The sequence below is a fragment of the Priestia sp. VA7 genome, from assembly GCF_055710015.1.
Genome location: NZ_JBVQPN010000001.1, coordinates 121,029 through 134,207, shown reverse-complemented (window position 1 = coordinate 134,207; position 13,179 = coordinate 121,029). Strand labels below are relative to the sequence as shown.

The 13,179-nt window shown below is 38.4% G+C and carries 11 protein-coding genes; 3 read left to right on the top strand and 8 right to left on the bottom strand.

Translation table 11 applies throughout. The annotated features are described in order from the left end of the window. Positions 1-201 precede the first annotated feature (201 nt). A complete protein-coding gene (locus tag AC0C45_RS00750; protein ID WP_013059446.1) occupies positions 202-663 on the bottom strand; it encodes a DUF441 domain-containing protein in 462 nt (153 codons plus the stop codon). A gap of 113 nt (positions 664-776) precedes the next feature. Here AC0C45_RS00750 and ytvI point away from each other — a divergent pair, with 113 nt between their 5' ends. Beyond that, positions 777-1,886 (top strand): sporulation integral membrane protein YtvI, encoded by a 1,110-nt coding sequence (ytvI, locus tag AC0C45_RS00745; protein WP_171776574.1) that lies wholly within the window; start codon positions 777-779, stop codon positions 1,884-1,886. A 39-nt stretch (positions 1,887-1,925) separates the two neighbouring features. On the opposite strand, the gene AC0C45_RS00740 is transcribed toward ytvI, so the two are convergent. From AC0C45_RS00740 to dnaE, 7 genes are all read right to left on the bottom strand, one after another. Beyond that, positions 1,926-2,318 (bottom strand): FxsA family protein, encoded by a 393-nt coding sequence (locus AC0C45_RS00740; protein ID WP_025750656.1) that lies wholly within the window; start codon positions 2,316-2,318, stop codon positions 1,926-1,928. 79 nt (positions 2,319-2,397) lie between these two features. After that, positions 2,398-4,158 carry a pyruvate kinase gene (gene pyk / locus AC0C45_RS00735; RefSeq protein WP_013059449.1) on the bottom strand — a complete coding sequence of 587 codons (1,761 nt, stop codon included), beginning with the start codon at positions 4,156-4,158 and terminating at the stop codon, positions 2,398-2,400. A gap of 479 nt (positions 4,159-4,637) precedes the next feature. Further along, on the bottom strand, positions 4,638-5,615 hold the full coding sequence (gene accA / locus AC0C45_RS00730) for an acetyl-CoA carboxylase carboxyl transferase subunit alpha (protein ID WP_013059450.1): 978 nt from the start codon (positions 5,613-5,615) through the stop codon (positions 4,638-4,640). Then, positions 5,609-6,490 carry an acetyl-CoA carboxylase, carboxyltransferase subunit beta gene (gene accD / locus AC0C45_RS00725; protein WP_013059451.1) on the bottom strand — a complete coding sequence of 294 codons (882 nt, stop codon included), beginning with the start codon at positions 6,488-6,490 and terminating at the stop codon, positions 5,609-5,611. Before accD ends, accA begins: the two co-directional genes overlap by 7 nt. A gap of 227 nt (positions 6,491-6,717) precedes the next feature. Next, positions 6,718-7,320 carry a FadR/GntR family transcriptional regulator gene (locus AC0C45_RS00720; RefSeq protein WP_237893040.1) on the bottom strand — a complete coding sequence of 201 codons (603 nt, stop codon included), beginning with the start codon at positions 7,318-7,320 and terminating at the stop codon, positions 6,718-6,720. A 79-nt stretch (positions 7,321-7,399) separates the two neighbouring features. Then, positions 7,400-8,629 (bottom strand): NADP-dependent malic enzyme, encoded by a 1,230-nt coding sequence (gene ystJ / locus AC0C45_RS00715; protein ID WP_013059453.1) that lies wholly within the window; start codon positions 8,627-8,629, stop codon positions 7,400-7,402. A 200-nt stretch (positions 8,630-8,829) separates the two neighbouring features. Further along, complete coding sequence (gene dnaE / locus AC0C45_RS00710; RefSeq protein ID WP_472927872.1) at positions 8,830-12,180, bottom strand: DNA polymerase III subunit alpha; 3,351 nt, start codon at positions 12,178-12,180, stop codon at positions 8,830-8,832. 141 nt (positions 12,181-12,321) lie between these two features. On the opposite strand from dnaE, the gene ytrH reads away from it, so the two are divergent. Both ytrH and ytrI read left to right on the top strand, forming a co-directional pair. After that, entirely contained in the window at positions 12,322-12,657 is a 336-nt protein-coding gene (gene ytrH, locus AC0C45_RS00705) for a sporulation membrane protein YtrH (protein ID WP_013059455.1), read from the top strand. Next, positions 12,654-13,172 (top strand): sporulation membrane protein YtrI, encoded by a 519-nt coding sequence (gene ytrI, locus AC0C45_RS00700; protein WP_016765717.1) that lies wholly within the window; start codon positions 12,654-12,656, stop codon positions 13,170-13,172. Before ytrH ends, ytrI begins: the two co-directional genes overlap by 4 nt. The last annotated feature ends 7 nt before the right edge of the window (positions 13,173-13,179 follow it).

Genomic DNA, 13,179 nt, shown 5'->3' with positions numbered 1-13,179 from the left:
ATGCTTACATTTCCATTTGTTTCAATAACACACAAAATCAAAACATCTGCATGTGTCATTGCTTTGTTACAGCCCTATAGGTAAAACATACAATTGTATGTAAAAAGATGCGGCCTCAAAATATATTATAAACAATTATCTGACTTTTGTGAATCAAAAGAGAGAAGAAATTTTAAAAAAATTATTATTATACAAAAATTTCTACGAAAAAAGTTCGGTTAATTTCATAAATAAATAAGCGATTCCAGCACCGATTAACGGACCTACTGCTACCCCTTGAAACAGCGCCACAGCAAGAATTGTGCCAAAAACTAAAGCGGTCGTAATATGCGGATCATCTTCCAAGAGTGTAAGTCCATATTTAGCAATAATTGCTACAGCAATTCCGGCTCCTAGAGCAATCCAGGCATACGAAGATTTCACAGCTTCTCCTAATTGTTTGAACCCTATGTCTCCTGTTGCAATTGGCACAAGAACGGCAATTGTAATAACCGTTACTCCAATATTAATTCCTTTTGATTGTAGAAACGGAAAAACCTTACCGTCTAACCCGATTAATTTTAAAATAAGTAAAAATGCAACTGCAATGATTAATGATTGATTTTTAGCCACTAATCCAATTACGAGTAAAACAGCTAAAAAAAGCATGGGTTGTGAGAACATTTTACTCATCCTTTCTTTTTTTATTGTGATAAATCTAAAGCGTATTACGTAAATATTTTATGAGTAGCTTTTTCTTTTGTTGACTATCGTTTACAAGGAGGCCTCTATTTATTGTGTACAAGCTTCATTTACATCGACTATTTCGCTTAGCTTGTGTGTTGGTAATTATTGCAGCATCTATATTTCTTAGTTATTATGTCTCTTCTCTCATATATCCATTTATTATCGCCTGCTGCATCGCTTTTTTTATAAATCCTATGGTTAATCTATTTGAATTGAAGCTGCGTTTACCTCGCTACTTAGCTGTTTTACTGTCAATGGTTCTTATCTTCTCTCTTTTGGCCGGACTTATTACCTTACTTATCACAGAAATCATTGCAGGAAGTACGTATTTAGCGAAAGTTGTTCCCACAAATTTCAAAGAAGTGGTCATATTTATTGAAAATATTGCTACAGAACAAATACTTCCGTTTTATGAACGCATTACTTCTATGTTTAATAACTTAAATACTGGTCAGCAAGCAACTATTTTATCGAACATTAAAGGGGTAGGCAACCATATCGCTCAAACGGTGGGCGATTTTCTGCAAAATGTATTGCAAAGCATCCCAGTACTTTTATCCGTATTGCCTAATGCAGCTACTGTGATTATTTTTTCATTGCTGGCTACTTTTTTTATTAGTAAAGATTGGTACAAGCTGATGGCTAAAAGCAGCGTGTTTATTCCTAAAAAAGTAAGAGAAAATGGACAGACAGTTGTTCTGGAGCTTAAAAATGCACTGTTTGGATTTATTAAAGCTCAGCTTACGCTTATTTCGATTACCACAATCATCGTTCTTTTTGGTTTACTTGTTCTTAGGGTTGATTATGCTATTACAGTCGCTTTATTGATTGGCCTAGTAGATATTCTTCCTTACCTCGGAACAGGACTGGTTTTTGTTCCTTGGATGATTTATGCCTTTGCCACAGATAACGTGTCATTTGCTGTAGGGCTTTCGGTACTATATGCTGTAGTACTTGTGCAGCGACAAATTATGGAACCAAAAATTTTGTCATCAAGTATTGGTCTTGATCCTCTCGCTACATTAATTTCTTTATTTGTAGGATATCAATTGATTGGATTTTTCGGATTAATAGCTGGCCCTGTGATTCTTGTTATTCTAAAAACACTTCATACAACGGGGGTTTTTAAAGAAACGTGGGAATTTATTATAGGAAAATGAAAAAGTGTGTGAAAGAAGCTTCTTTCACACACTTTCTAGTTAACGAATAATCGTCATTCGATTACGTCCTTGAAAAAATCTTCTTAGCCACGTTAAAAGAAAAGGCTTAACGATTCTGCGTGTAAACGGCAGTAAAAAGATAAAGCCCACAACATCTGTCAAGAAGCCTGGAAACAGCAGAAACAGTCCGCCAAATAGTACACACATACCATCAAGGATTTCACCGCTTGGAACATGTCCCTGGCTCATCTGACGCTGTGCCTTTTGAAAAAGAGATGTTCCTTGTTTTTTCGCTAGAAACGCACCAATAAAACTGGTAGCAATAATCAGTAAAAATGTTGACATTACACCAATGAGATGACTTGAATAAATCAAAATCATTACCTCAACAGCAGGTACAATAAGAAGGAGCGGAAGGAGCTTCCTCACCATCATCACCTCTTCGCTTATTGAATTGCCTAAACAAAAAGAGAAGGATTCCCCTTCTCTTTTTTCTATCATCTACGTGTTCTTACAGTACGCTTGCGTGTCCGTTGTATACGACACCACGTGAAGCATCAACTGTAATATCTTGATCTTCTGAGAATACGCTTGTTGCATTTTCTACGCCTACAATGACAGGAATGCTTAAGTTTAACCCTACTACAGCTGCATGGCTTGTTAGACCGCCTTCTTCTGTAATAAGAGCTCCTGCTTTTTCGATTGCACTGATCATATCGCGATCTGTGCTGTTTGTAACAAGGATAGCACCTTCAGTCATTTTTGCATTTGCTTCTTCAGCAGTTTTAGCAATAACTACTTTACCAACTGCTGCTTTACGGCCAATTCCTTGTCCTTTAGCAAGAACGTCACCTACAACTTGAACTTTCATTAAGTTCGTTGCACCTGATTCTCCAACTGGAACACCAGCTGTAATAACCACTAAGTCGCCGTGTGCTACAACGCCTGTTTTTACTGCGTCATTTACAGCGTGATCTAACATATCGTCAATTGTATTTACGCGCTCACCAACAACTGGTGTAACCCCCCATACTAGAGACAGACGACGTGCAACAGAATCGTTTGCTGCAACAGCTACGATTGGAGATTGCGGACGATATTTAGAAACGATTTTCGCTGTATAACCACTTTCTGTTGGCGCTACGATTGCACTAGCGTTTAAGTTAAGCGCTGTGTGTACAACAGATTGTCCAATTGCATCTGTAATAGATGGGCCAACTTGCTTGCTGCGCTGTTGTAAAATCTCAGAGTAGTTTAGAGCTTGCTCAGCACGAGAAGCGATTGAATGCATTGTTTGTACAGCTTCAACTGGGTAAGAACCCGCAGCTGTTTCACCAGATAACATAATTGCATCTGTACCATCAAAGATAGCATTGGCAACGTCACTTGCTTCCGCACGAGTCGGGCGCGGGTTGCGTTGCATTGAATCAAGCATTTGTGTAGCTGTAATAACTGGTTTACCAAGCGCATTACATTGTTTGATTAGATCTTTTTGTACTAATGGTACTTCTTCAGCAGGAATTTCTACTCCTAAGTCACCACGAGCAACCATTAAACCGTCTGAAACTTCAAGAATTTCCTTGATGTTATCTACGCCTTCTTGGTTTTCGATTTTTGAGATGATTTGAATGTGAGCTGCATTGTGTTTTTCTAGTAGTTCACGAATTTCTAATACATCAGATGCGCGACGCACAAAAGAAGCAGCGATAAAATCAATGCCTTGTTCGATACCGAATACAATATCGCTTGCATCTTTTTCAGTGATACCAGGAAGGTTTACACTTACGTTTGGCACGTTTACACCTTTTTTATTTTTTAATGTACCAGGGTTAAGTACTTTTGTTTTGATTTCACCATCAGTTTTATTGATGTCTAGTACTTCAAGACCGATTAAACCGTCATCTAAAAGGATTTTTGATCCTACGTGTACGTCATCGATTAGACCTGGATATGTAATTGAGAATTTTTCAGTTGTTCCCACTACTTCTGTCATAGAAACAATGATTTCAGAGCCTTCTTCTAACTCAATTGCACCATTTTCCATTGTGTTTGTACGAATTTCAGGTCCTTTTGTATCAAGTAAGATACCTACTGTTTTACCTGTTTGTTTCGCAGCTTCACGAATGTTAACAATACGTGCACCGTGCTCTTCAAAGTCACCGTGAGAGAAGTTTAGACGACAAACGTTTAAGCCTGAGTTAATTAGTTCAACTAATTTTTCTACACTTTCACTCGCTGGTCCAATAGTACATACAATTTTAGTTTTACGCATTCAAATTTCCTCCTATATATTTACTATTTACTCTTTAGATAGGGCAAATAGCTATTTCTTTTACTAACCTTGTACTAGCAGGCTGTGAACAAACATTTTGTTGCCCTGACTTGTTCACCTTGCTTTACGTGTAACTTATGAAATACCTATGTAGCGCTGAATCAAATAGCAAACAAATACACAGCACTTTAACGATGAATTTCTTCATCGTTTGCTTCTTGTTTTACTATTCCCTGCAATTCATACAGCAATACTTGCTGCCTGATTTGTCTTATATATCTCACGTTTTAGAGAAAAGACAAACGCTAGCACAGCTGCTAATAACCATAGGAAATTTTTTAAAAACACTCTTTTTCTACTTTTACTTAAAGGTTTTTGCTGTCTATAAAATACCACGAAGAACTTGTAAACACAATAGAGAAGGGCTATACAAACCGCACAAAAACGCGCACCCTTATTTTTCAAGAGTGCACGTTTCTTTATTTTATAGTAATGGCATCGTTTTCAGCTGCAAATTGTCCGATTTTTTTGTATTTTAAATAACGCTCTTCCACTAGCTCTTCTTTTGATAAATTCATCAGCTCTTTTAATGATTTCTTGATAATGCCCTCCATGTATCCAGCTTGTGCATCGATATCTCGGTGAGCTCCGCCTTTTACCTCTGAAACCATTTCATCTACAATACCCAGTTCTTTCAAATCTGGTGCTGTAATCTTCATCGTTTCAGCAGCTTTTTTCGCAAGAGAAGAATCTTTCCAAAGAATGGCTGCCGCTCCTTCTGGAGAAATAACTGAATACGTCGAGTTCTCAAGCATATGAAGGTGATTTCCTAAGCCTAATGCCAAGGCTCCCCCGCTTCCTCCTTCTCCAATTACAATGCAAATAACAGGTACAGTTAAGCCAGCCATTTCGAAAAGGTTTTTCGCAATAGCTTCGCTTTGTCCGCGCTCTTCTGCCGCTTTCCCTGGATAAGCTCCTTTTGTATCAATAAAGCAAATAATTGGGCGGTTAAATTTCTCCGCTTGCTTCATTAGACGCAGTGCTTTACGGTAGCCTTCAGGATGAGGCATACCAAAATTACGGCGAATATTTTCTTTCGTATCTTTACCTCTCTGATGTCCAATCACGGTAACAGGCACGCCATTAAACTTAGCAATTCCTCCTACGATTGCTTCATCATCTCCATAAAAGCGATCTCCATGACACTCTAAAAAGTTTGTAAACAAGCGAGAAATATAATCGAGTGTTGTAGGACGCTCAGGATGACGAGCAATTTGAACACGGTTCCATGGGCTTAGATGATTGTAAATATCGTTTTCTACTTTTTCTAAGCGATTTTCTAACTTATCAATTTCGCTAGATAAATCCACTTCTGTATTTTTAGCAAACTCTTTAAGCTCTGCAATCTTGTTTCGCAACTCAACAATTGGACGTTCAAATTCTAATTCGCTTACCACTCGATGTCACCTCCTGCTACGTGTATATCTAAAATAGTTGTTAACGTTTCTTTTAAATCATGACGGTCAATAACTCCGTCTAGCTGACCATGCTTCAACAGAAATTCCGACGTCTGAAAATCTTCTGGAAGCTCTTCTCTAATTGTTTGTTCAATAATACGTCTTCCAGCAAAGCCAATTAACGCGCCCGGCTCGGCTAAATTATAATCACCTAACGAAGCAAAGCTTGCTGACACGCCTCCTGTAGTAGGATGTGTCATAATCGAAATGATTAAGCCGCCTTCATCACTGAACATTTTAAGAGCTGCGCTAGTTTTAGCCATTTGCATCAAGCTCAGAACACCTTCTTGCATACGTGCACCGCCTGAAGCTGTGAAAATAAGGAATGGAACGTGCATTTCCTTCGCTTTTTCAATGGCGCGAGTAATTTTCTCGCCGACTACAGAACCCATGCTTCCCATACGGAAGTGTGAATCCATAACAGCAACTACTACTTTAATGCCTTCAATATCTCCTTCACCCGTAACAATCGCTTCACTTAAATTAGTTTTCTCACGATCTTTTTCGAGCTTTTCAAGATAATCAGGGAACCCAAGAGGATTTTCTGACGTCATATCTTTGTCGTATTCAACAAACGTTCCGCTGTCGATTAAGCTTTCGATACGCTCTGGTGCTGTCATTTGGTGATGATATCCACAGTTTAAGCATACTTTTAAGTTTTTATTTAACTCTTTCGTATACATTATTTTTTTACACTTTTTACACTTGGTCATAATTCCTTCAGGTACATCTTGTCTCATATGCTCAGAAGGAATCGTAGCATATTTTCGTTTTTTTGGAGTTTTTGTGTTTTTTGTAAATAAATCTCGTAACAAGGTGTAACCTCCTTTTGGTTCTTTTCTTTATCATAAGAACCTTTATTCTTCCTCTTCTTCTACTATTTACAAGTTGTGAAAATCCGCCTCAAATACAAATCAAGTGACGGATAGACAAAAATTGGACGAATTGTTCGCTTCACTTTATTAGTTGCTATTTACTTTACTAGATGACTGTTTGATTTTGTGTAGAAAGATGGCATGTCTCTTTCGACAAATTCCTTCTTTCACACTTGTTTGTAGCACTGATGGTGAAGATTTAATACAGCTGCTTCATCTTTTTTAGCTAACGCCTCTACTAATTCACTTATCAGAATGTCGCTTGGCGCTGAGTTTTGTTGAAAAGTTTGAGAAAAACGGCAAATAATCAGCCAGATTCGGTGTAATAGCCGATTAGGCTGCAAAGAAAACAAATAGTCAAACAAGTTCTTCAAACAATCGTCATTCTGCTTTTGAATTACTTTCGAAACATTGATTTCGTCCTGTTCCGCTAAAACAAAATACAAACAGCTCTTTTCAAGAATATATCTAGTCTGAATTAAATCTGATTTTGTTTTACCGTCTTGTACTAAAAAAGTAGCTAATAAATCAATAAATTGATGATCCCCTACTTCTTTAATAAACGTACCTTCACCTCTTCTAGTTTCAATCAACCCAATTAGCTCTAACGCTCTGAGCGCTTCTCGAACGGAAGAACGTCCTGCGCCTAACCGTTCAGAAAGCTCTCGTTCTGACGGGATTTTATCCCCCGTAGTTAAACGATCGTCTTCCATTAGCTGGCGAATTTGTTTTAGAATTTCTACATATACTTTTGAACGTTCATTCTTCAAGTTTACTACCACTCACTTTACATTACTTTAACAGGCATGCTTGAAGCATCATGCCTGTCAAAGAACAGTTGATGTAACCTTATTCAATAATCGCTAAGCGACGTGTGTTTTCAGCTACGGCTTCTGGCTTTACCTTTATCCGGGCAACGCCTGTTTCCATAGCTGCTTTTGCAACAGCGGCGGCTACTGCCGGAGCCACTCGTGCATCAAATGGACCTGGAATCACATAGTCTGTATTCAAGTCCTCTTCCGTAATTAAATTAGCAATGGCCTCAACTGCAGCCATTTTCATTTTTTCATTAATATGAGTAGCACGTACATCTAGTGCACCTCGGAATATCCCCGGAAACGCTAAGACATTGTTCACTTGATTAGGAAAATCAGAACGTCCGGTGCCGATTACTTTCGCGCCAGCTTTTTTAGCTTCTTCTGGCATAATTTCAGGCACCGGATTTGCCATTGCAAAAATGATTGGGTCTGGATTCATCTTTCCAATCATCTCCGGTGTGAGTGCTCCTTCAACCGAAACTCCAATAAATACGTCAGCTTCTTCTAAGGCATCAGCTAACGTACCTTCTACTTTGCTTCGATTTGTATAGGCTGCAACTTCATCTTTTATACGGTTCATGCCGTGAGGACGCTTGTCATAAATCGTTCCTTTGGAATCACACATAATGATATCGCGCACTCCATAGCTGTATAATAATTTAATAATAGCAATGCCAGCAGCTCCTGCTCCATTCGCTACCACTTTGATTTGTGACATTTTTCTTCCTGTCAGCTTCAGGGCATTAAGAAGGCCCGCTACCGTAACAATAGCCGTCCCATGCTGATCATCATGAAAAACCGGGATATTTGTTTCCTTTTTCAACCGCTCTTCAATTTCAAAACAGTTAGGAGCCGCAATATCTTCTAAATTAACGCCTCCAAAAGTAGGTTCTAGCAATTTAACAGTTTCTATAATTTTGTCCACATCTGTCGTGTTTAAACAAATTGGGAATGCATCTACGCCGGCAAAACTTTTAAAAAGGACAGCTTTCCCTTCCATTACTGGCAGAGCAGCTTCAGGACCTATATTGCCCAAGCCCAATACGGCAGTGCCATCAGATACAACAGCTACCATATTTCCTTTCATCGTATATTCATATACATTGTTTACATCATCATATATTTCTTTGCAAGGTTCTGCTACACCAGGGGAATAAGCAAGGCTTAAATCCTCTGCGTTTCGAACAGGAATTTTGGACTTTGATTCTAGTTTACCTTTGTTAATGCGGTGCATATGCAATGCTTCTTCACGTAAAGACAATGAATTTCACTCCCAATAAACAAAATGATAACAAATACTGCGCCTGAACCATGTTCTTTCCCACACTCATATGATGTTATAAATCCAATTGCATTTCATTTCAAGAAAAACGCATCTAATTCGTATATTTCATAAAAAACGGTGGTCAGACCACTTTTTTAACTATTTTACCATATAACATCACATGAAATCTGTAAAGACTATATCTTCTTGAACACAACGTGCTTCTCTCCTAGCATTGCTTTTAAAGTTTTTATTAACTCGTCGCTTCGTTCAATAGAATAGTGAACGGGAAGCTTGACCAATTGACTTTCTGCCTCATAATAAATTTTCACGGGAATTTTTCCTCGATGAGACTGAAAGTGCTGGTAAATAGTATGAAGCAGCTTTTCTGTACCTTGCTTTGTTTCTATACGTAAGTATAATTCTTCTGACGGTAGTTTTTGAACCGCCTCGCTAGCAGCTTCAGCACGTTGACAAACAATTTGCTGCTGCCCATTTCTTTCATCTATCTTTCCCTGTATCAGTAAAACCGTACCTTGTTCAAACAGCAGACGATTCTGCTCAAATACGCGGGGAAACGCAACAACTTCTCCTTCTCCACTTTCATCCGTGATGCGTAAAAAGGCCATTTGCTCTCCTTTTTTCGTTCGAATGACGCGAATTTCCAACACAAATACTAAAAGAGAGACCGCTTTTCCTGAAGCGTATTCTTTCATATCGTGAAGAGAAACAACAGAATAAAAGGAATTCAGTGCTTCATACTGAGAAGCAGGGTGGCTTGATAAATAAAAACCTAGCATATCTTTTTCATACTGAAGCCGATCTTCTATTTTCAGTTCCTCTTTTTCCATATATTTAGGTTTTAACGAAAATTCATCTCCAAATCCAAAGTCATCATCTGGGAGTACCAAGCTTGCATGTTCAAACGCTACATCAATCGTTGCTAATAAAGTAGCTCGATTTTCTCCGAACTCATCAAAGCCTCCAGATAGAATCAAAGCTTCAAGCCCCTTTTTATTCACGGCTTTTTGTGAAACACGGGCACAAAAATCAAATAAGTCTTCAAATCTTTTTTTCTTTCGCTCTTCTGTTATTTCCTGCATAGCTGCTGCACCAATATGTTTAATCGCTGCAAGGCTATACCTTATACTTTCACCTTCTACGTTAAACGAATACATGCTCTTGTTAATAGAAGGTGGGAGAACTTGTATTTTTTTTCTTTTTAGTTCATTAATATATTGAGCAATTTTCCCTTCATTTCCAATAACGCTCGTTAGTAAAGCTGAAAAGAACTGCAGCGGGTAATGTGCTTTCAAATAAGCTAACTGATAGGCTACCATACTGTAAGCAACAGCATGACTTCGGTTGAAGCCATAATCAGCAAAACGCACAATAAGGTCATACACTCGATTAGCAACGGATAAGTCATACCCTTTCTTCTTGCTTCCTTGGATAAAATGAGCTCGTTCACGATCCAGCACTGCCCGTTCTTTTTTACTAACTGCTCTTCTCAACAAATCTGCTTCTCCAAGAGAAAAACCGGCCATTTTTGAAGCAATCTGCATAATTTGCTCTTGATACACGATAACGCCGTGCGTGGATTGTAAAATGTCTTTGAGCGTAGGATGATCATATATTACCTTCTCCACTCCATGCTTGCGCTTAATATAGGTTGGAATATTTTCCATCGGACCAGGTCTATACAGCGCGTTAACTGCTACAATATCTTCTAGCTCTGTAGGTTTTAATTGCTGAAGCACTCTTCTCATTCCATCTGACTCTAGCTGAAAAATACCGGTCGTATCCCCTTTGCTCAGCAGTTCAAAAGTTTTCTGATCGTTAAATGGTATATGAGACAGCGACAGCTTTCGATTCATATCCCGCTCAATTTTCTTTAAAATATGATCTAAAATGGTTAAGTTGCGCAAACCTAAAAAGTCCATTTTCAAAAGCCCAACGTCTTGCAGAGCTTCCATTGGATATTGAGTCAGATATACATCGTCATGTCCTTCCTGTACAGCTACAGATTGCGTCAGCGGCTTCTCACTAATCACAACGCCTGCTGCATGCGTAGAAGTATGCCTTGGCAGTCCTTCTATCTTCATGGCAATGTTGTACCATTGTTTTCTGGCTTCATTTTCAGATAAATAGTCTTGAAGAACTCTTGAATCACGAAGAGCACTTTTCAACGTTGTACCTGGTTTAGTTGGAATGGCTTTGGACATTTTGTTTAGCGCTTCTTGATCAAATCCCATCACTCTCCCTACATCACGTACGGCTGCTTTAGCTGCTAGTGTTCCAAATGTAATGATTTGAGCTACATGCAGCCCTCCATATTTTTGCGCCACATACTGAATGACTTGATCTCGTTTGTTATCAGGAAAATCAATATCAATATCAGGCATCGAAATACGTTCAGGGTTTAAAAAGCGCTCAAATAAAAGCTGATGCTGAATTGGATCAACATTTGTAATTCGCAAGGCGTATGAGACCAGTGAGCCTGCCGCTGAACCTCGGCCTGGACCCGTTAAAATACCGTGTTCATGAGCATAATTCATAAAATCCCATACGATAAGAAAGTAATCCCTAAAGCGCATATTTTCAATAATGTTTAGCTCATAATCCAAGCGTTCCTCATATTGTTCCGTGATCACTTGAACTCTTTCTTGCAATCCTTTTTCGCAGAGAGTGCGCAAGTAGGTTGATGATGTAACAGACGGGGGAACAGGATATTTTGGAATGGACATTACGCCTAGAGAAATTTCGAGCTCGCATCGTCTTGCGATTTTTATACTTTCTTCTATTAAAAAATGCTGGTCATGAAAGAGATCTTCCATTTCATCAGGTGATTTGAAATAGTACTCGCTGCTCTTACTTTTCACCTCTTCATCGCTATGTAATTTCTCTCCGTCTCGAATAGCTGCTAAACACTCATACGCATCCCGATCTTCTTTTTTTAAATATTTCACTTGATTCGTCGCAACAAGCGGAATATTTTCTTCAGCGGCAAGTTCCGTTAACTGCTGATTTATAAAAGCTTCATCCTGTCCGTGGCGCTGTATAGATATATACAAAGACTGCGAATATACTTTTTTAAAGAATTGAAGCACTCGCTTAGCATTTTGAAGTTTGTTTTCTGCTAGCAGGGTTTCAACTTCTCCAGTTACACCGGGTGTAATAGCAATCAACCCTCCGCTGTAATGATGGAGCCATTTTTTATTTACACCGTGTTTTTCCTTGGTTTGAACTAAACTGCTTAGTTTTAATAGATTTTCATATCCCTTATCATTTTCCGCTAACAAAACTAAAGGGTACGCTCGCTCGCTTTCTTCATGTTCTAGGATTGATAATGTGAGCCCAATAATTGGCTTGATCCCCGCTTTCACGCAGGCTTTATAAAAAGGAATGACTCCGTACATCACGTTTTCATCAGTCAAAGCAATCGCTTCATAGTTCATTTTCTTAGCTGTTTCTACAAGTTCATTAATACGAACGGAACTGCTTAATAAGCTATAAGAACTTTGAAGCTGCAAGTGAACAAAAGGCACAGGACTTCCCACCTTTCTTTAATTCTTTATTCTTATTATAAATTTTGTTGCCGGCGTAGACAAATTACATAACTCTGAGCGTTTGTCCATATATATGTAGGAAGCGTGATTCATTGATAAAATAGTAAAGGAGGACACGTCATGACAAAAGAGCCTTTTATGTCTCTTTTCATTTGGAGTTACTTCACTTCATTAGGTATTATTTTAGGCGGTTCATTAATTGGAGCATTTGCGGGGTTTTTAATTGGCAAATCTCCTTTATACGTCATGCATACCCTCAGCAATAGTTTGAAAATCTGGGCAATTGTCGGAGCAATTGGAGGAACATTTGATACGTTTTACAGCTTTGAGCGAGGACTCTTTGAAGGGGCCACAAAAGATGTATTCAAACAAATCCTTTTAATTCTATCCGCTATGGGAGGAGCTCAGACCGGGGCTCTTATCATCAAGTGGTTAACTCAGGAGCATTTTGTATGAGGGTACCCAGCGAACGAATGTTCAAGCGCTCCGACTGGCAGCGTTTTTTTGCCGGCATAGTCATTGGAGCAATTGTTAGCTGGGGGGTGTTTTTAACGATTTATGGCGTTTCAAGAGATAGAGAGCTAGAAGAAATTCGAATTGCTAATGATAAGCTAGAAAAAGCAAATTTGCAAATTAGCGCATGGCAAGAAGATGTAAAAGCATTAAACAAGGAAATGAAGCAGCATTTAATTATTCAGAATGTGAAAGTAAAATTAGTAAACGGCAATCGTTATAAAGTAAACTCTGTGGTTGAATACAATATTCAAAAAAGCGTGGACAAAGAAGCACAGCACTTAATTGCCCAAGATATTGAAAGTGCATATCGAAGCAGGGATATCTTAAAAAAAGCAATTGAAAATAAAAAATACGAATTCGATAAAACGATTTATGAAGTTGAAGTTCATCAAATTTATTTTTATACAACGCTTTCGATTGAAGTTCGAATTAAAAAGATGGAAAAAGTACTATAATAAGCCG